This window comes from Mucilaginibacter sp. L3T2-6 (assembly GCF_030519355.1).
In the GTDB taxonomy this organism is placed as follows: Bacteria; Bacteroidota; Bacteroidia; order Sphingobacteriales; family Sphingobacteriaceae; genus Mucilaginibacter.
This window is the reverse complement of the sequence record NZ_JAUMKC010000003.1, coordinates 323,946-341,625: the sequence shown is the minus strand read 5'-3', so window position 1 is coordinate 341,625 and position 17,680 is coordinate 323,946. Positions and strand designations below refer to the sequence as shown.

The window sequence follows — 17,680 nt, the reverse complement described above, 5'->3', positions numbered from 1 at the left end:
GTTACAACAACAATAATTATATTTTTGAATTAATAAGTCTATAAAACACCAGTCCTAATTAAGGGAGGGTTACAGATAGACTGCCAATTCCAGCACCATGAGTGCCGGGATTAATAAATAAAAATTGGAAGATTTTATAGCGTAGGCAAGGAGCACATGTGCATTAAAGTAAAATAGGATGATGTTCAAACTATAATAACAGATATAATCTTGCAAAGGATAAGAAGACCCAGCGTTAAAATGAACGAAACTGATTTCATACGCAATAAACAGGCACCATCCTAAAATATGCTTCAGAACCACACGAACATTCAACCTCGAAAAGTTCACTTTGGATTGTAATGTCATTGTCATAACCGGTTATCTTTCTACAGCAAACTGTCGTGCGTGTAACAAAGTTGTCATGTGCCTTTTCATGCTGATAATTTGGGTAAAAAGTTATCGCTATGAAAAATTTACCATTCAAAAATTTCAAAAAAAAGACAAATACCTTATATCGCTATAATCATTTGTCAGGGATCAATCAATCAGAAACCACCGTCGGAGAAACTGACCCAACAAACACTACGATCACGGTATTAACCACTGTCAGTGGCCAAACACATTTTTCGCACAAACACAGTCCGCTAAAATTAAGAATATAACCACATTTCTTGTAAGTTAAATGAAATATTCCTGTAAGTTAATTTGCTATCATGCTTAAGGATGAACTAAGGCGCCTGGAGGACGTTGTTATTGCATTTCCCTCCGAAGCACATAATGAGGATGTTGCTTCAATTGACCCTGAAAATGGACAAGAAGCACTTATCACAGCGGAATGTCAAAGGATCAAGAAAGTTTGGACGGAGTTGCTGTTTAGTGATGCGAAGGACCAGGTTATTAAACGTTATATCTGGTTTCAACAACAAATTTTATTGGATTTAGCCGACAAGGTTTACCAGCAGATTCAACATAGTAAACAATCCGCCTCACACAGCAATTATCCTATCCATACCTTTTCTGAATTTCTGCTTGAACGATTACTGGATCTTAAGGATTTTCAGATACAGTACTTCAATTCCTATATAAACCAGGAGACCAAAATACCCGATGCGGTAATACCGTCAATTAGGAAAAGAATGTCCGAGGCAGCAGAAAAGCTTAGCGCATCTATGCAATATGTTGAATTGGATGGGCAATTAAAAGCTTGTATTCGCGATTATTTAGACGGTATTTCGGCTACGGATATATCTGCCGTAATGAACTACAGGTCGGCAGAATATTTTTTTCAATTTACAGAAACATTAAGTGTGACTATAGCTTTTGAAGACAGCCGGGATTTGACCCATAGTGTTGTAGAAGCCTTATTTTACCTTAATTTTAATCATAATAGCTTTTGTTTGTGGTATCAGGAGAATTTAATCCGGAAAAGTTTAATTCTCGGGGAAAATGATCAATTATCCCTGTTGAAAAGAGAATTGCTCCTCCTCAAAACGATGCCTGTTATATTGACAGTGAGTTATGACCCTGAACTTATGCCTGTTAATAATTTATTGGAAAATTGGCTCAATGAATATATTAAAGAGAAAAATAATCAGCAGAATTTAATGGAAACGGACATTTCTGATAAAATAGAGTTGAAACTTACGGTGGCACAACTAGCATTACTAATAAGACTGTTGTATGAAGAAGGTGTTTTTGCCATGAAAAATATTGCCGGTTTACTCAGGTTCTTTTCAAAATATTTCATGAGTAAGAAACAGGAACATATTTCCTACGGAAGTATGAATAAATTATATTACAGCAGCGACCAGTTCACTGGCTATGCGGTCAGGGAATTATTATTAAAAATGGTTGCCAAAATCAATAAAATGTTCTTTCCGACGTGAATTAATACCAAATACAGTAGCTTTCACGAAAACACCCCTACTATGATTAGAGCAACACAGGAAGATAAAGGACTAGTAGTAAGCATATTATCAGAGTCTTTTAAGGAAAATCAAAGCGTAAATTTTATTGTTCGCCAAGATGACATTAAATTAAACCGAATCCGTTCGCTGATGGATTATTCCTTTGAAGTATGCCATCTTTTTGGTGAAGTTTGGTTATCTGACGACAGGAAAGCTTGTGCGTTGACCTTATTCCCCCACCAAAAGCGAACAACATTAAAATCAATTCGCCTGGATATCAGACTTATCATTCAGGCAATTGGATTAAGCGGTATCCAAAAAACACTGAACCGTGAAACAGAGGTCAAAAAACTTCAATCCAAAGAAAAAATGATCTATCTATGGTTTATTGGCGTTGAGCCCGTATATCAGAAGGGAGGCATTGGAGGTAATTTGTTAAAAGAAATCATAGCCGATGCGAATAAAAAAAGCCTCCCGATATGCCTGGAAACTTCAACAGTGAAAAACCTGCCCTGGTACGAACACTTTGGATTTGAAATTTATAACAAATTAGAATTGGGCTATACCTTATTCTTTTTAAAGCGCGAACCAGATAAATAATTACAACCATGCTGGTATTCGGAACGCAAATTCATATCGTCACTTTTATTTTTATAGTGCTGGAATTTTGCATGTTCATTTTCCAAATCTTCTATTATTTGTTTCGTCCACAAGATAAAAGTCGTTTATGGTACCTGTTGTTACTTTTCCTGTTTCAGTTTTATAATATAACCGGCGGCCTTTTTCCCGATCCTAAAATTGATATACCTATATCTACGCAAGTAATGATTGCTTATGGAAGCGGGTTTTTAATGGCATCTTTTTTCCCCTTTTATTTTTATAAAGCATTTGAGCTGAAGTTACTTCGATGGCATGCTTTATATGGCGTTCCCCTGTTTCTGATGTTACCATATTTCATATTTTTTGTAATTGTTTATGCAATCAACGGCAAGCTGAATGTTGACATTAAGTTTGGCATGATAGTCCCGTTGATTTATGCATTGGTATTACTTTGGGTGATGTTCAAAGCCATTCGCAAAAAATACGAAACAGATAGGAATAAAAATGAATATTTGGAGGAAATAGCTATTTATTGTGCGGTCATCCCCTGGATTTCATTGACATTCTTTGGCTTAGTCGAAGAAAGCCAACTGATAGAAGTCTTATTTACTAATACTGGATTTACCGTAATTACCATCATTTTCATCACCAAATCAGTAAAACGTGCGCGTTTAGAATATAAGGAATTATTGGAATTAAACATGGTGGGGCTCAATTCTGAAACGTTTGAGATTAACTGCCAGCGATACCAACTTACTAAACGGCAGGTAGAGATCGTACTATTATTGCGCAGGGGGCATTCCTATAAAAACATCGCTGAAGGATTATTTATTTCGGAAAAGACAGTCAATAATCATATTCAGAATATATATGAAAAGATTGGGGCTAGTAACAAAGTTGAACTGATCTACAAACTGGCAAACCGGGCGTAATACCTCCATTATACCTTCATAGGGTTTTTCCACTAAACGCCTAATTAGGGCAATTTGCTCATTTTATGCTTCTCATTTAGCATACATATTTGCACACCATTTCGGATAATTAACCAAATAATAAAAGATTGCTTATGAACAAAACAGTTACATTTTCCCTGTCTTAGTGAAAAGTTGTTGCCAGTTAACAGGCTGGACAGGGCTTATTTAAAAGCCGTTTATTTATGTTAAAAGTGTATGCAAAGCAGCAATATGTGCTGATGGAAGATGAATTGGGACAAATTGCGATTAACAATCCTGAACCTTTGAAGCGGATGAGCGCGGCTCTGCGTTGTATCCGTGGTTACCTTGACCTGCTGTCTAACTATCTGTCAAAGCATCCCTTTGCGGACTGGAAAGAGGAGTCCCATTTTTTTAAGGTCACTAAGCCACGGTTTTATTGTCATTATATCTTCGAGGTAGCACTATATAACCTGATCAGCGGGAGGCCATGTGGCGATAACGAGCAGCTACGGGCTTATTATCTCGATGAACTTCGCTTCGCCGTCCGTTCGTTCCGGGAACACCCCTTTTTATACGAATACTATCGGCTCGGTGCGGATGAACTGGACGAACTCTATTTTGTGCGGAATGTCGAGGTGCAAAGCGTGTTGCTGCCTGAGGTGCCAGAGCTGGACAGGTCGTTTTCTACAAGCGGGGATTACCTTTTTGCCAAGTTCAAAGCTTATGAAATGCTGCAGGAATATATCGCGCATGAACTGGCGAATATCGGCAAGCCGGAACGCTCTCCCTTTATCCGTCCCGGCAGGAACAACGAACCGCTCAAATGGACGGGTGAACAGGTAAATGCCATTGAAATGGGTTACGGTTTGTGGCTGTCCGGCCAACTAAATGACGGAAATGCTTCTTTAGCGGATATCATGTACTGGCTAAGCGCCAGCCTGGATATCGATTTGAGCCGTCATACCCGCCGCTTTGACGAGATCAAGGCGCGTAAGCTGGTCAGTCAGACCCGGTTCACCGATCAGGTACGCGATGCGATCCGCAATCATATCGATGAGGGCAACGCTTTACAGCCGAACGGCTTTCGCCGTGCCAGGAGAACAGACTCAAAAACAGGCAATTAATTAAAATCTTTCATCCCGTTCCGGGACTGCCGGTAATGCGGCTGTCGTCCGGGCAACTTTGCTTTTACAAAACCTGTAGCAATGGGGCGTCAGGTTTAAATCGCAAGATCTATGTTACATCAAATCACCTGGCAGCAATTTCTGCTTTTTACAGCGATTGTATTACTGCTTTATTATGCCATCCTCTGGCTGATCTTTTACCGGGGCAAAACAAGTGGCTTATTTCCCGGTAGACCAAGTGCAAAGTTATGGCCCGAACCGGGCGTGGACTTGGAAGATGAAGACCTGTTAGGCGGGGCAGCCGAAGAATACGGCGTTAGTACGGTAAACAGTTCAGACCTGTTTTTTGGTCCGTCAAGATATTTTGAAGAAGACCGTTATGAGGAAACCCATCCTTTCCCTGATGATGAGACTTTATACGGTCTGATACCGGATGTGCTGGAGGAAATCAAATCGGTTATCCATACGATCAGAATGGAAGACGGGACTGCCGAAGACTTTAAAAGCCTGTTCAAACTGGTATCGTCCAAGTATCCACAATTGAAAGTAAGCCGGCACCTGGATGCGGTCAATTCCTGGATATTGGAAAATGTACCTTTTGAATTAAGTGAGGAAGAGCTATACCGGCTTTGGGATTAATCCTAATCAAGATAATAAATCAACGTAATCAATTTTTTAAATCAGTGTAACCCAAAAACATGAAAAACCATATTCCATATACCCCAAAACAACAGGCCCTGCTAAAAATCTTAATGTTTGCTGCGGCTCTGTTGACTATCAATTATTGCTTTGGCCAGGACGGTTCAGCCGGGATCAATTCGGCTACCACACAGGTCAAAGGTTATTTCGACGCAGGCTGTAACCTGATGTATGCCATTGGGGCAGTGGTCGGTATTATCGGCGCGGTAAAAGTATTTAATAAATGGAATGCGGGAGAACCCGATACCAATAAGGTAGCTGCCGCCTGGTTTGGCTCCTGTATCTTTCTGGTTGTAGTGGCCACCGTGCTCAAATCGTTCTTCGGACTCTAATCATAACCGTAATGAGCAGTGTATATCAGATCAACAAAGGCATTAATAAAGCCATAGAATTTCGAGGCCTGAAAGCGCAATACATCGGGTATCTGGCAGGCAGTTTGGTCGCGTTGCTGATCCTTTATGCCATCCTATATATCACGGGTATGAATGCCTGGCTATGTCTCTTTTTGATCGGCGGTTCAGGTACCGCATTAGTCACTACCATCTTCCGGCTAAGCCATAAATACGGCCAATACGGGTTGTTAAAGCGGGGCGCTAAACGAGGCCTTCCTGCATATATAAAATTCCGGTCACGAAAACTATTTATTCATCTTATCAAAAGCACTCATGGTCAATATTGAGCATATATTACCCGTCTATAAGGTGGAGAACAACTGTATCCTGTCCCGCCAGGGTGACATCACCATCGCCTACAAACTGGACCTGCCGGATATCTTTACCTTATCCGGACAGGAATATGAGGCTTTCCATCATGCCTGGATCAAAGCGATCAAGGTATTGCCGAAACACAGCCTCATTCATAAACAGGATATGTTTATGAAAGCCCGCTATAAAGGGGTTCCCGAAAACGGCACCAGTTTTTTAGCTGCGGCGAGCGAAGACTATTTTGAGGGACGGCGGTATCTCGATCATAGCTGCCATATCCTGCTGACCAAGATGCCGGGCAACCGAAAAGCGGCCAGCAGCGGTTATTCCGGTCTGATGCGCAAATCACCGGTTCCGGCGCAGGCAATAAGTGAAGCTTTATTCCGGGATTTTATGGAAAAAGCGGGGGCTTTTGAACGTATCCTTTCCGACAGCGGCTTTGCCGGTCTGCACAGGCTGACCGATGCTGACCTGGCCGGGACAAAAAGCAAAGCCGGGATCATCGAGCGGTACTGTTTTCTGCAAGGAGAAAACGAAAGGCCGGTAATCAAGGATGTTCACTTTAAAGACGGGCTGCGTATAGGTGACAATTATTGCCAGTTGTTCCCTTTAGCTGATGTGGAGGATTTGCCCGCGCTTTGTGGAAGCCGGGTCAATTATGACCGTTACAGCACAGACAAGACTAAATTCAGTATTGGTTTTGCCTCGCCATTGGGCTTATTGCTGGACTGCAACCATATATATAACCAGTACATCTTTATCGGCGATGTGCAGCAAACACTCAAAGGCCTGGAGAAGAAAAGGCTTAGGTTACAATCCTTATCCGCTTACAGCCGAGAAAACGCCATTGCCCGTGATGCCACTTCGGATTTTCTGAACGAGGCTATCGGTGAGCAGCGACTGCCGGTTAAGGCGCACTTTAACGTAATGGCCTGGACAAATGATGGGCAGGAATTACAGGAGATCAGGAACAAGGTGGGTTCGGCCATGGCGCAAATGGATGCAGCGGCCAAACAGGAAACGGACGGCGCGCCTCAAATATGGTGGGCGGGCTTACCTGGCAATGCAGCGGACTTCCCGATGAATGATACTTTCGACACTTTCCTGGAGCAGGCGACCTGTTTTTTAAACCTCGAAAGTAATTACCGCACATCGAAAAGCGGCTTTGGTATCCGTTTGGGTGACCGGCTGTCCGGCAGGCCGGTTCGGGCGGATATATCCGATGAACCTATGAAGAAAGGGTTTATCACCAACCGCAACAAAATGATCTTAGGGCCAAGCGGTTCCGGTAAGTCTTTCTTTACGAACCACATGGTCAACAGCTATTTCGAACAGGGTTCACATATCGTACTGGTGGATGTAGGCCACAGCTATAAGGGCCTTTGCGACCTCGTGGATGGCTATTATTTCACCTATGAAGAAAACAACCCGATCCGTTTTAATCCTTTTTATATCGCCAAAGGCGAAGTGCTGGATATTGAGAAAAAGGAAAGCCTGAAAACATTGCTCCTGGCCTTATGGAAAAAAGAGAATGAGAATTTTGCCCGTTCAGAATACGTAGCTATCTCCAGCGCTATTACGCTTTATTACCAGTACTTAAACAAACACCCAGCTATTTTCCCCGGTTTCAATTCTTTCTACGATTTCTTAATGGAAGAATACTTGCAGGTATTGGAAAATGGCAAGGTAAAGGAAAAGGACTTTGACATCGCGAACTTTTTATATGTCCTTAATCCTTATTATAAAGGCGGGGAGTTTGACTACCTGCTGAACGCCACCGAGAACCTTGACCTGCTGAACGAGCGCTTTATTGTGTTCGAACTGGACAATATCAAATCGCATGAGATCCTGTTCCCTGTGGTAACGATCATCATTATGGAAGTCTTTATTTCCAAGATGCGCAAGCTGCCGAAAAACGTGCGGAAAGTTATTTTGATCGAGGAAGCCTGGAAAGCAATCGCCAAAGACGGCATGGCAGAATACATTAAATATTTATTTAAAACCGTCCGTAAATTTTTTGGCGAGGCCATCGTCGTAACGCAGGAGGTCGAGGATATTTTAAGCAGCCCGATCATCAAGCAGGCTATCGTAAATAACAGTGATTGCAAGATCCTTTTAGACCAAAGCAAGTACCAGAACAAATTCGATGATGTGCAGGCATTACTGGGCCTCACCGAAAAGGAGAAAGCTTTAATCCTTTCCATGAACAAGGCAAACGATCCCGGTTACCGCTACAAGGAGGTTTTTATCAGCCTGGGCGGGCAATCATCCAAAGTTTACCGCACCGAAGTATCACCGGAAGAATATTATGCCTATACAACAGAAGCGTCCGAAAAAGCCAGGGTACTGGAATATGCCGAAAAATACGGCAGCATTGCCGCCGGTATCCTTGCAATGGTTGAAGATCAAAGACTTTCCACTTCAAAAAAATAAACTATGAAAAAGTACATTTTAATCTTAATGGGAATTGTTTCGGGTCTGGCCGCCTGCAACAGTAAGAGCAGCAATATACAAAGCTTTATCCCCGGCACTTACGTCAGTCAGGCACAAAGCGAGTTCAGTATCGCCAACGATACACTGGTCATTACCGAGGCCAAAAGCACAGACAATATTTACCTTATCACCCGCAGGACCGGCTACCGCCGGATCAGCGAAGGGAAGCTGCAGCCATTGCAGCACGCCGTCAAGCACTGGACAGGCACTTGGGATACCCAAAAACAGCTCATGCAGGTCATGCAAACGGGGCATACGCTGATCTTTCAGCCTGATAAAAACGCTTTGCTCAACGGCAGCAGCGAATATGTGAAGCTGTAGGCAGGATTAATCAACCAATTTTTTAACCATTAAAATATCACTCCCCTTACGGGGGGTAAGGGGGGCTTTTTATGAAAAAGTATATGGTCATATTGCCATTATCGGCTATGACACTCTTTGTGGCATTGCCGCAGGGAGCAAATGCGCAGATCGCTATTGCGGAGGTCATCAAAGCGGCCATCACCAAAGTGATCAAAGCGATAGACCTGCAAATACAGCGGATGCAGAACAAAACGATCTGGCTTCAAAATGCTCAAAAGGCTTTGGAAAATACGCTATCTCAAACCAAGCTGGGCGAGATCAGTGACTGGACACAGCAGCAAAAAGACCTGTTTGGCAAATACTACCAGGAATTGCAGGAGATCAAATCCGCTATCGCGCTTTACGAGCGCATCAGGGAAATGACGGAAAAGCAGGCTGCGCTGGTCAGTTCCTATCATCATGCCTGGTCGCTGTTACAGCAGGACAAGCATTTCAGCGCCGATGAGCTCAGCTATATGGGCAAAGTGTATACCGGCATACTGGAAGAAAGCGTGAAAAATGTCGATGAGTTGCTGCTGGTCGTCAGTTCCTTCAAAACGCAGATGACCGATGAAAAACGGCTGGAAATGATCAATACGTCGGCTAGCCGCATCGATACCAATTACAGCGACTTGCAGCAGTTTAATAACCAGAATATCATGCTCAGCCTGCAAAGGGCAAAGGATGAAAACGAGGTCAGCACTTTAAAAAAGTATTATGGAATCCAGTAAACTGAAAGCATTAGTGATGACTTGCGGCCTGTTGTTGGCCGCAGGTGTATCGCAGGCGCAAACATTCGCTGAATGGTGGTCGCAAAAGAAAACGCAGATCAAATACCTCGCGCGGCAAATTGCGGCGCTGGAAGTTTACGGCAGCTATTTAAAGCAAGGGTATAAAATTGCCGGCAAAGGCCTGGGTAATATCGCCGGCTTCACCGGCAGTGAATTCAGCCTGCATTCGGACTATTACAAATCCCTGAAAACCGTCAACCCGCTGGTCAAAGATAATCCGGAAGCGGCAGCGATTGCGCAGTATGCTACGGCTATCCCAGCGGAATTTGACTACCTGAAAGGTTTTAACGGCCTGGATGAGGCTGACCAAAAGTATATCGGCTCAGTTGCCGGTAAAGTGCTGGAAGAATGCAGTAACGATATTGCCGAACTGCAACTGGTGATGACATCCGGCGAAACCGAAATGACGGACGATGAGCGCCTGAAAAGGCTTCACCAGGTCAGCACCCGGATAAAAGACAAATATGCTTTTACCCTGAATTTCCGCAACCAGGTGCGCATGCTTTTGGCACAGCGTAACCGGGAACTGCAAAATATACAAACACTAAGGAGGTATTATGAGATCAATTAAGGTAAAACTGGCAGGGCTCATTTGCTTTTGCCTTTCTGCTTTCAGCTTTCTGCCTCAACAGGCAAAAGCGCAATCCTATGAAATTCAGCAATTATTACTGGACGTGGAAAAACTGTCGCAATTCAAAAGCATTCTGTCCGATATGCGGCAGGGTTACTCCATTTTAAGCCAGGGTTACGGGGCGGTAAAAAACATTGCGCAGGGCAATTTCAGTTTGCATGAGGTTTTCCTGGACGGGCTGATGGCGGTTAACCCGAATATCAAGAAGTATCAGCGGGTTGCGGATATTATCAGTGATGAAAGCAGTATCCTTTCAGAATATAAATCGGCGTACAAACGGTTTAAGTCCGGCGGCAGCTTCAGTGTAAAGGAACTGGATTATATGGGCAGCGCGTACAGCAACATCACCAGCCAGGCCTTACGGAATCTGAATGACCTGATCACGGTGATTACCGCTTCAAACCTGCGCATGTCGGATGATGAACGCCTGCATGAGATCGACCGCATTTATGCCGACACGTCTGATAAACTGTCTTTTTTAAGGCATTTCAATAACCAGGCATCCCTATTACAGCTACAGCGCCAAAAGCAAAGAAACGAAACAAAGACACTTCAAAATCTCTACGGACATGAAAATTAAACAGCTCATCAACAGCGCTCCCTTTAAGGGGGCGGCGGGCTTACTCCTGCTGCTTCTGCTGCCGCACCTGTCCAAAGCGGACGGGCTCGCGGGCGACTTGCAGGGGATGCAGCCGGTACTCGACAACGTGTACAGCCAGATGCTCCCCCTTTGCAGCAAGCTTATTGACGCCGCGCGGGGCATAGCGGGCTTTGCGTCCTTGAGCTATATCGCTCCGCGGGTGTGGCGGCAAATCGCCAACGCCGAGCCGCTCGAATTTTATCCCCTGCTCCGACCCTTTGCATTAGGAATGGCCATCCTGCTTTTCCCTGCGGTCATTGCTTTGATGAACGGAGTTTTGCAGCCGGTAGTCGGCGCCACCGCCAATATGGTTCAGGACAGCAATACCGCTATTGCAAAGCTGCTGAAGCAAAAGGAAGATGCAGTGAAAAACTCATCGGCCTACCAAATGTATGTCGGCACAGACGGTAACGGCGACCAGGACAAATGGTACAAGTACACGCATCCTGACGACCCGAATGGAGATAACCAGGGTGTGTTTGACGGCATCGGCAATGACGTGAAATTCTGGCTGGATAAGCAGTCCTATAATTTCCGCAACAGTATCAAGCAGTGGATGAGCGAAGTGCTGGAAGTGGTTTATGCCGCAGCATCGCTTTGTATCAATACCATCCGGACGTTTTTCCTGATCGTGCTGGCGATATTGGGCCCGTTGGTATTCGGTCTGTCCGTCTTTGACGGTTTCCAGCACAGCCTGCACCAATGGCTGGCGCGGTACATCAATATCTTTTTGTGGCTGCCCATCGCCAATATCTTCGGCAGCATCATCGGGAAAGTACAGGAAAATATGCTGAAGCTAGATATTTCGCAGATCCAGAGTTCGGGCGATACGTTCTTTTCGAGCACCGATACGGCGTACCTCATTTTTTTGCTGATTGGCATTGTGGGTTATTTTTCGGTGCCCACTGTCGCCAATTTTATCGTTCATGCGCACGGAGGTAACGGGATGCTGCAAAGGGTAACCAGCATTGCGGCTGGCGGTATCAGCGTGGCAACCAACACCGCAACAGGCGCCGGCTCAACAGCCGCTTCGGTAGCACCGGGGTTGGCATCAAGAGCAGCACGCGGCGCTGGCAATATCCTGAATGCGCCCCGGAATTATTGGGAAGGCTACCACAGCGCCGGGAACAGCAACTATCAAAAAGACAAACTATCCGGTAAATCATAAAATCGAAATTTATGTTTCAGCAACTCAAAAATATCGACACCGCTTTTAAGCATATCCGGCTGTTCAGCTATCTGCTGATACTTGCCTGTATAACGGTTTCCTGCTTTGCAATCTATAAAAGCTATCAAAGTTCGGACAATTACAAAAACCACATTTATATCCTGGCTAACGGCAAGGCGCTGGAGGCTTTTGCCGCAGACCGCAAGGATAATATCCCGGTCGAGATCAGGGATCACGTGAAAATGTTCCACCATTATTTTTTTACGCTTGACCCGGACGACAAGCAGATACAGGCAGGCATCACGCAGGCACTTTACCTGGCCGACGGCTCAGCAAAGACGGCCTATGATAACTTAAAGGAAGCCGGTTATTACAACAATATCGTCAGCGGTAATATCAGCCAGCAGATCAGCGTGGACAGCGTGCAGGTTGATATCAACCAATATCCTTTTTATTTCAAGTGCTTCGCCACTGAAAAGCTGGTGCGTTCCACATCAACACTCAGCCGCAGCCTGGTCACGCAGGGTTATTTGCGAAATGTGTCCCGCTCGGATAATAACCCGCATGGCTTCCTGATCGAAAAATGGGAAACGACAGAGAACAGGGATTTAACCACGCAAAGCAAATGATCATGGGCTTATTCTGGAAACGCAGCAAACACAAGCCATTGAGCGCCCGGCAGGAAAAGGCAGCGGGCAGGATCGCTTCTGTTATTATCCGCAGGCAAACAGAGATCGCCGGATATCTCAACCGGAAAACGCAATACTGGAACAGGGCATCCAAACTTATCCTGCTTTTGCTGATCTGCCTGGTATTCGGCGGGGTAAGCCTATGGTTGCTCCTCCGGGCCTGTAACTAAGCAATTTATTCACCGCTGCCACGGCAGCATAAATTAAAAACAAATGAAAGAACAAACAACAGAACAACAACAGCAGCGCGAAAAGCGGAAGAAGTTTTTGCTCGTGCTGCCTTTACTGATTCTGCCCTTCCTGGTAATGGCCTTTTGGGCATTGGGCGGCGGCAAGGGCACTGATGGCAGACAGAGCGATATATCCAAAGGCATCAATACCCAATTGCCGGAAGCGAAATTTAAAAGCGACCAGCCGCAGGATAAACTAAGCCTTTATGACCAGGCTCAAAGGGATTCGGCCAGTGAAAAAAGCCGTTCGGCTAACCCCCTGGCCGGCAGCTTTGGCCATTCTGGAAATGCTTCCATGGCTAATAACCCGGATGCGAGTGAGATTAAACTAAGTCAAAAGCTGGAGCAACTGAAACAGGAAGTCAGTAAAGCACCCGAGCCGTTGGTTACTGCACTGCCAGCCACAACAAAAACGGCACCTGCTGTCAATACCACCGATGTTGACCGGCTCGAAAAGCTGATGAAAAGCATGAACACCCGCGACGGTGATGACCCTGAAATGAAGCAGCTGGAAAGTATGGTGGATAAGATCATCCAGATACAGCATCCTGAACTGGTGGCGGCGCAATTAAAGCAACAGGAAAAGGCCGCACCCGACAGTTTGTTTAAAGCCATACCGGCGCTTATCGACGGCGATCAGAAAGTATTGCAGGGCGGTATAGTCAAATTGCGCTTAAGCGACAGTGTTGATCTGAAGGGAATAAAGCTACCCAAAGGCTTTACCCTGTTCGGTAATTGTACGATCACCAATCAGCGGCTGTTGCTCAACATTAAAAATATCCGGGTTGGCAATGCGATCATACCGGTTGACCTGACTGTGTTTTCACTAGACGGGATGCCTGGTATCAATGCGCCTGAAGCGGAGCTGGCCGATGCCACCGGCGGTGGCGCAGCTAATGCGGTACAAAGCATGGAGTTCCTGCCGATGGATCAGACACTGGCGACTCAAGCGGCGGGCGCAGGTATTTCTGCTGCCAAAACGCTTTTCAGCAAAAAGGTGAAAAGGGTCAAAGTAAAGCTGCATGAGGGTGAAAGAGTGCTATTGAGAATCAATAAGAACTGATATGAACCTGGAAACAAGGCACGCACAAGCGATCATCAGCCTGCTCGAAGATGCGCAGGATGTCGGGCTTTCCTATGTCGTATTTGAAATCCGGCAGGAAATGGCATTACAGCCGCATCAGCTCGATTTTTTCGATACGCTTGGCGCAGCGCTGGATCATTGGGAAGCCAAAGCCGGCTTTGGATATTTACCCGGTGTCGAGGAATATCCGGTTTACTACCGGCATACTGATCAACTACTGGAAGAAATTAAACAGGCAAATCTATTAACTATAAACAAACACGAAATGAATTTAAACAATCTGGAAGACCTTAAAAAAGAGGTCAAAGACTTAGGCTTTAATCCTAAAGTAGCCGATGAGCTGGAGAAGAACATGCGACAATTGCCGGGGTACTTTACGTTGAAAGACCAGTTCCCCGGTGATAAAGGACTGGTAGACATGACGCTCCATTTCCGCAAATCAGGACAATCAGACTTTTATAATTTCAATAAGTTCGATGCTACCGCAGGTAAGGTGCCACCGACCATAGATAACCAGCACTACATGGTACTGACCGAGAACAAAGAGAATAAGGAGAAACCGCTGGTAAAAGCATTCGACAGTCCGAACGAGGCCATCGAATTTTTCAAAAAGCAAAAAGGCACCAGCGAACTGGCCCTGGGAGAGAGCCCCGAAAGCAAACAAATGCTGGCCAGCAAAGAAGACGGCAAAGTCAACTATATCAACAAAGACTTCCGTTCGGCTTATTTCAGCCCCGCTATTAAACAGACTTTTTATCTCAAAGAGGGCAATGGCTTTACGGCAAGACAGGCGGCCAACATGGTTCAGGGCAGGACGGTCTACCGGGACAATATGCTCTCAAGCCTCGGCGAACCCTATAAAGCCTGGATCAGGCTGGACTTCGACCAGAAAAAGGATGATTACGGCAATTATAAGCTAAAACAGTTCCATCACCCAACCTACGGCTTTGACCTCGGAAAAACGCTCAGTGATTACCGCATCAAAGAGATGGCTGACCCGGCAAAAAAGGAAGGAATTATGGAAGCCATGCGCCACGGCGACCGCGTACAGGTTACCGCGCTGGACAAGGAAAACAAGGAAGTTAAAGTATTAACCGAAGCGGTGCCCCGTTACGGCAAGCTGGACTTCTATAATGAAGCCGGGATCAGGCAAAGGCGTGAGCAGTTTGAAAAACCGGCAATGGCGATGGACCTGTCACAAGGTAAAGGCCAGGGCAAAACCAAAGAAAAGGAACAGGAAGAAAGCAAAAGTATGAGCGTCCGTTAAATTGACGCGCTATTATTCAGGAAACATTAATATATTTATTTATAACCTTTAAATCTAAAAACGATGAAAAAATTCCAAGCATTAAAAGACCTGGTAGCTTCTGTTGAAAAAGACGCGGCCGCATTTTATGAAAAAGGCAATAAGGCAGCAGGCACGCGTTTGCGCGGTGTCATGCAGCAACTGAAAGTTGCCGCATCAGATATCCGTAAGGAAGTGACCGACCTAAAAAATAAAGCTGATTGACTAAGCGTTTACACAGGATTGCAGAAGGGCTGGATTATATCCAGCCCTTCTAATTTAATAATATCTGATATAGGCCGTTTATTCATACCAGTCATCAGTATCTACATGAAAAGATTTAATTAATATTTCCGCTTTCGATAATGGATAGGTTATGGAAATAGCTATTTCTCCATTAAATGGAAACGAAGTATCCCATTCTACACCATCTCCTCTTGAAACGTCACCATCGGAGCCAAATTGCTGATGGACATGAATATTTCCGTCTGCACTCGCATTTATTATATCGTGGGTTATACCGACAATTTTAATAGTGTCAATTTGTAAGTATTCGATATTATGGTGGGTGGATAAAATATCGATATCGTCAATATTTTCCTTTATAGTATGCTCAATTAAAACATTATCTATATCCTCTTCTAATTCAACGATAATTAAGTTCCGGCAGTCATTTATTCCATTAATAAAATTGCTGAACGCGCTGACCACCAGATTGGACAATTTTAATACTTCTGCATCACTAATTCCGAAAGATTCTTCGTTGACATGAGTGTATTTATTCAGTAAATTGATAGCATCCAATACGGACTTTTTATATGTTTCTATATCAAGGCCTCTCTTAATTATATATTTATCATTTAACCCACCCTGAATTGCATATTTTATCTTTTGTCCTCGTGTTACTTGTCTTGATATTTTGGTTTCATCTTTATACCACACACACTTTAACACCTCATTATCTGGTGCCAGGGTTGACAATATGTGCCTTGATAGTTCACGTATCCCGCTCGAAAAATTATTAAATCTAAGCTTATTGTCCACATCCAATAAGTTATTCAAACATGCCTTTAATAGGTGCTTTTCAAAATCATTTGACACTAAATGTTCAAGATTTTTATAGTACTGATTTATCTGTGTCTTAGTCATATAATCAATGCTCTTTTGGTATCGGTAAAGGTACTTAAAATGAGACTGTGATATTTTATTATGGAGTATCGCAGGTCTGTAATACGCCTCATTTACACGATAATTTAACCCAGCAGTTCCAGCCGCTTCGTTATCACTCAGCCGCTTCACTGCATTTTAGTACAGGCTCGTTCCTCGCCCATACTTTTCTTCTACAGCTTCGCTCGTTAATCTCCCCGTTTTAAGTGCGTGCTGGCCTTTTATATACAGCAAATTTCTGATAAGCCGGGACATATCGTCAAGGCCAGGCCCTGCGGGTTTGCTGGAAAAAAATCTCCACCCACCTCGCTGCGCTCGGGGTAGTATTTTTTTCCGCAAAGCCTTGCCGTTATGCCCGGCTTGTTCAGGTGCGGTGCTTAATAAAAAGCCAGCGAGCGCTATGCGAGCTGACTTAAAAAACGAAGCACCTTAGTATGAAAGAGCCAAAAAACAAAGCCCCGCCGACCTGCCAAATGTAGACCGCCGACCTGTCGCAAAAGCAACATTTATTTAATCACTTAAAAATTAAAATCATGAATACCAATGTAAAAGACAACAGCAAAGCAGTTAATAACAGCATTGTCAAAATCGATAAGAAAGAACAGTTTGTAGCGGGTAACCCTGTTAATAAGGAAAATACAAAGCCCGAAGCCGAAAAGCCAAAGGAAGAAACCGGCGCAGCCAAAACGGAGCAACCGAAAACGGAAGCGCCGAAAGCCGAGCAGCCTAAACAGGATGCCGCAACTCCGCAGGTTCAACAGCCCAAAGTTGAGCCAAAAGCAGAAGCCCCGAAAGCTGAACCGGCACATAGCACTACTGTTAAAGATGAACCCAAAAAAGTTGTGCTGAATTTAGAGGGGACATTGAAGTTCATCGAGGAAATGCACCGCAAAGCGAAACAGCGCAACAAGTTGCAGGAAACCATCAAGAGTTTGGATGAATTTGAAGTGGAATTGCGGGACGAAGCCGATACCACCGACACCAACTATTATAACGGTTGCGTGCTGACCATTGAAGATGATAACCGCAGGAAGTTTGAAACCAAAAACCCGACCATCATCTGGACAGTAGCGCAACTGGTCAACAATATGTGCGTAGATAAACTGGCGGAGATCGAAGCAAGTATAGTTATCCCTCAATAATTAACAACAGAAACGCCTTGTGTGCAGGTGCACACAGGGCGTTTTTAATCTTGATTTATGCACTAAA

At 44.5% G+C, this 17,680-nt stretch carries 20 protein-coding genes; 19 read left to right on the top strand and 1 reads right to left on the bottom strand.

What is annotated here, in order from left to right:
* The first annotated feature begins 695 nt into the window (after positions 1–695).
* The 18 genes from Q3W13_RS05910 to Q3W13_RS05825 all read left to right on the top strand — a co-directional run bounded on the left by Q3W13_RS05910 (position 696) and on the right by Q3W13_RS05825 (position 15,529).
* On the top strand, positions 696–1,868 hold the full coding sequence (locus Q3W13_RS05910; RefSeq protein WP_302862083.1) for a hypothetical protein: 1,173 nt from the start codon (positions 696–698) through the stop codon (positions 1,866–1,868).
* 42 nt (positions 1,869–1,910) lie between these two features.
* Entirely contained in the window at positions 1,911–2,489 is a 579-nt protein-coding gene (locus Q3W13_RS05905) for a GNAT family N-acetyltransferase (protein WP_302862082.1), read from the top strand.
* A gap of 8 nt (positions 2,490–2,497) precedes the next feature.
* Positions 2,498–3,421 (top strand): response regulator transcription factor, encoded by a 924-nt coding sequence (locus Q3W13_RS05900; protein ID WP_302862081.1) that lies wholly within the window; start codon positions 2,498–2,500, stop codon positions 3,419–3,421.
* A 224-nt stretch (positions 3,422–3,645) separates the two neighbouring features.
* Positions 3,646–4,548, top strand: a complete 903-nt coding sequence (locus tag Q3W13_RS05895) for an RteC domain-containing protein (RefSeq protein WP_302862080.1) — start codon at positions 3,646–3,648, stop codon at positions 4,546–4,548.
* A gap of 111 nt (positions 4,549–4,659) precedes the next feature.
* Entirely contained in the window at positions 4,660–5,187 is a 528-nt protein-coding gene (locus Q3W13_RS05890; RefSeq protein ID WP_302862078.1) for a hypothetical protein, read from the top strand.
* Between the two features lie 59 nt (positions 5,188–5,246).
* Positions 5,247–5,579 carry a DUF4134 domain-containing protein gene (locus tag Q3W13_RS05885; RefSeq protein WP_302862076.1) on the top strand — a complete coding sequence of 111 codons (333 nt, stop codon included), beginning with the start codon at positions 5,247–5,249 and terminating at the stop codon, positions 5,577–5,579.
* An 11-nt stretch (positions 5,580–5,590) separates the two neighbouring features.
* Complete coding sequence (locus Q3W13_RS05880; RefSeq protein WP_302862075.1) at positions 5,591–5,926, top strand: DUF4133 domain-containing protein; 336 nt, start codon at positions 5,591–5,593, stop codon at positions 5,924–5,926.
* Positions 5,913–8,384 (top strand): TraG family conjugative transposon ATPase, encoded by a 2,472-nt coding sequence (locus Q3W13_RS05875; RefSeq protein WP_302862074.1) that lies wholly within the window; start codon positions 5,913–5,915, stop codon positions 8,382–8,384. Before Q3W13_RS05880 ends, Q3W13_RS05875 begins: the two co-directional genes overlap by 14 nt.
* Positions 8,385–8,387: 3 nt before the next feature.
* Positions 8,388–8,765, top strand: a complete 378-nt coding sequence (locus tag Q3W13_RS05870) for a hypothetical protein (protein WP_302862073.1) — start codon at positions 8,388–8,390, stop codon at positions 8,763–8,765.
* A gap of 107 nt (positions 8,766–8,872) precedes the next feature.
* The gene (locus tag Q3W13_RS05865; protein WP_302862071.1) at positions 8,873–9,517 is read left to right on the top strand and encodes a conjugal transfer protein TraI; all 645 of its coding nucleotides are present in this window, start codon (positions 8,873–8,875) and stop codon (positions 9,515–9,517) included.
* Entirely contained in the window at positions 9,504–10,148 is a 645-nt protein-coding gene (locus tag Q3W13_RS05860) for a hypothetical protein (RefSeq protein ID WP_302862069.1), read from the top strand. Before Q3W13_RS05865 ends, Q3W13_RS05860 begins: the two co-directional genes overlap by 14 nt.
* The gene (locus Q3W13_RS05855) at positions 10,135–10,788 is read left to right on the top strand and encodes a TerB family tellurite resistance protein (RefSeq protein WP_302862066.1); all 654 of its coding nucleotides are present in this window, start codon (positions 10,135–10,137) and stop codon (positions 10,786–10,788) included. Before Q3W13_RS05860 ends, Q3W13_RS05855 begins: the two co-directional genes overlap by 14 nt.
* On the top strand, positions 10,778–12,016 hold the full coding sequence (gene traJ / locus Q3W13_RS05850; protein WP_302862064.1) for a conjugative transposon protein TraJ: 1,239 nt from the start codon (positions 10,778–10,780) through the stop codon (positions 12,014–12,016). The genes Q3W13_RS05855 and traJ overlap by 11 nt, the downstream gene beginning before the upstream one ends.
* Before the next feature lie 11 nt (positions 12,017–12,027).
* Positions 12,028–12,645 carry a conjugative transposon protein TraK gene (gene traK / locus Q3W13_RS05845; protein ID WP_302862063.1) on the top strand — a complete coding sequence of 206 codons (618 nt, stop codon included), beginning with the start codon at positions 12,028–12,030 and terminating at the stop codon, positions 12,643–12,645.
* Entirely contained in the window at positions 12,642–12,875 is a 234-nt protein-coding gene (locus tag Q3W13_RS05840) for a hypothetical protein (RefSeq protein WP_302862061.1), read from the top strand. The genes traK and Q3W13_RS05840 overlap by 4 nt, the downstream gene beginning before the upstream one ends.
* A 43-nt stretch (positions 12,876–12,918) precedes the next feature.
* A complete protein-coding gene (traM, locus tag Q3W13_RS05835; RefSeq protein WP_302862060.1) occupies positions 12,919–13,998 on the top strand; it encodes a conjugative transposon protein TraM in 1,080 nt (359 codons plus the stop codon).
* A gap of 1 nt (position 13,999) precedes the next feature.
* Positions 14,000–15,286, top strand: coding sequence for a hypothetical protein (locus tag Q3W13_RS05830; protein ID WP_302862058.1), 1,287 nt, complete (start codon positions 14,000–14,002; stop codon positions 15,284–15,286).
* 63 nt (positions 15,287–15,349) lie between these two features.
* Complete coding sequence (locus tag Q3W13_RS05825) at positions 15,350–15,529, top strand: histone H1 (protein WP_302862057.1); 180 nt, start codon at positions 15,350–15,352, stop codon at positions 15,527–15,529.
* Between the two features lie 78 nt (positions 15,530–15,607).
* Here Q3W13_RS05825 and Q3W13_RS05820 read toward each other — a convergent pair whose 3' ends face one another.
* Positions 15,608–16,453 carry a hypothetical protein gene (locus Q3W13_RS05820; RefSeq protein WP_302862055.1) on the bottom strand — a complete coding sequence of 282 codons (846 nt, stop codon included), beginning with the start codon at positions 16,451–16,453 and terminating at the stop codon, positions 15,608–15,610.
* A 551-nt stretch (positions 16,454–17,004) separates the two neighbouring features.
* On the opposite strand from Q3W13_RS05820, the gene Q3W13_RS05815 reads away from it, so the two are divergent.
* Positions 17,005–17,613 carry a hypothetical protein gene (locus tag Q3W13_RS05815; RefSeq protein ID WP_302862054.1) on the top strand — a complete coding sequence of 203 codons (609 nt, stop codon included), beginning with the start codon at positions 17,005–17,007 and terminating at the stop codon, positions 17,611–17,613.
* The last annotated feature ends 67 nt before the right edge of the window (positions 17,614–17,680 follow it).

Coding starts and splice junctions, on each gene's coding strand:
- Q3W13_RS05910 (WP_302862083.1), top strand. CDS start 696: ATGCTTAAGGATGAACTAAGGCGCCTGGAGGACGTTGTTATTGCATTT.
- Q3W13_RS05905 (WP_302862082.1), top strand. CDS start 1,911: ATGATTAGAGCAACACAGGAAGATAAAGGACTAGTAGTAAGCATATTA.
- Q3W13_RS05900 (WP_302862081.1), top strand. CDS start 2,498: ATGCTGGTATTCGGAACGCAAATTCATATCGTCACTTTTATTTTTATA.
- Q3W13_RS05895 (WP_302862080.1), top strand. CDS start 3,646: ATGTTAAAAGTGTATGCAAAGCAGCAATATGTGCTGATGGAAGATGAA.
- Q3W13_RS05890 (WP_302862078.1), top strand. CDS start 4,660: ATGTTACATCAAATCACCTGGCAGCAATTTCTGCTTTTTACAGCGATT.
- Q3W13_RS05885 (WP_302862076.1), top strand. CDS start 5,247: ATGAAAAACCATATTCCATATACCCCAAAACAACAGGCCCTGCTAAAA.
- Q3W13_RS05880 (WP_302862075.1), top strand. CDS start 5,591: ATGAGCAGTGTATATCAGATCAACAAAGGCATTAATAAAGCCATAGAA.
- Q3W13_RS05875 (WP_302862074.1), top strand. CDS start 5,913: ATGGTCAATATTGAGCATATATTACCCGTCTATAAGGTGGAGAACAAC.
- Q3W13_RS05870 (WP_302862073.1), top strand. CDS start 8,388: ATGAAAAAGTACATTTTAATCTTAATGGGAATTGTTTCGGGTCTGGCC.
- Q3W13_RS05865 (WP_302862071.1), top strand. CDS start 8,873: ATGACACTCTTTGTGGCATTGCCGCAGGGAGCAAATGCGCAGATCGCT.
- Q3W13_RS05860 (WP_302862069.1), top strand. CDS start 9,504: ATGGAATCCAGTAAACTGAAAGCATTAGTGATGACTTGCGGCCTGTTG.
- Q3W13_RS05855 (WP_302862066.1), top strand. CDS start 10,135: ATGAGATCAATTAAGGTAAAACTGGCAGGGCTCATTTGCTTTTGCCTT.
- traJ (WP_302862064.1), top strand. CDS start 10,778: ATGAAAATTAAACAGCTCATCAACAGCGCTCCCTTTAAGGGGGCGGCG.
- traK (WP_302862063.1), top strand. CDS start 12,028: ATGTTTCAGCAACTCAAAAATATCGACACCGCTTTTAAGCATATCCGG.
- Q3W13_RS05840 (WP_302862061.1), top strand. CDS start 12,642: ATGATCATGGGCTTATTCTGGAAACGCAGCAAACACAAGCCATTGAGC.
- traM (WP_302862060.1), top strand. CDS start 12,919: ATGAAAGAACAAACAACAGAACAACAACAGCAGCGCGAAAAGCGGAAG.
- Q3W13_RS05830 (WP_302862058.1), top strand. CDS start 14,000: ATGAACCTGGAAACAAGGCACGCACAAGCGATCATCAGCCTGCTCGAA.
- Q3W13_RS05825 (WP_302862057.1), top strand. CDS start 15,350: ATGAAAAAATTCCAAGCATTAAAAGACCTGGTAGCTTCTGTTGAAAAA.
- Q3W13_RS05820 (WP_302862055.1), bottom strand. CDS start 16,453: ATGACTAAGACACAGATAAATCAGTACTATAAAAATCTTGAACATTTA.
- Q3W13_RS05815 (WP_302862054.1), top strand. CDS start 17,005: ATGAATACCAATGTAAAAGACAACAGCAAAGCAGTTAATAACAGCATT.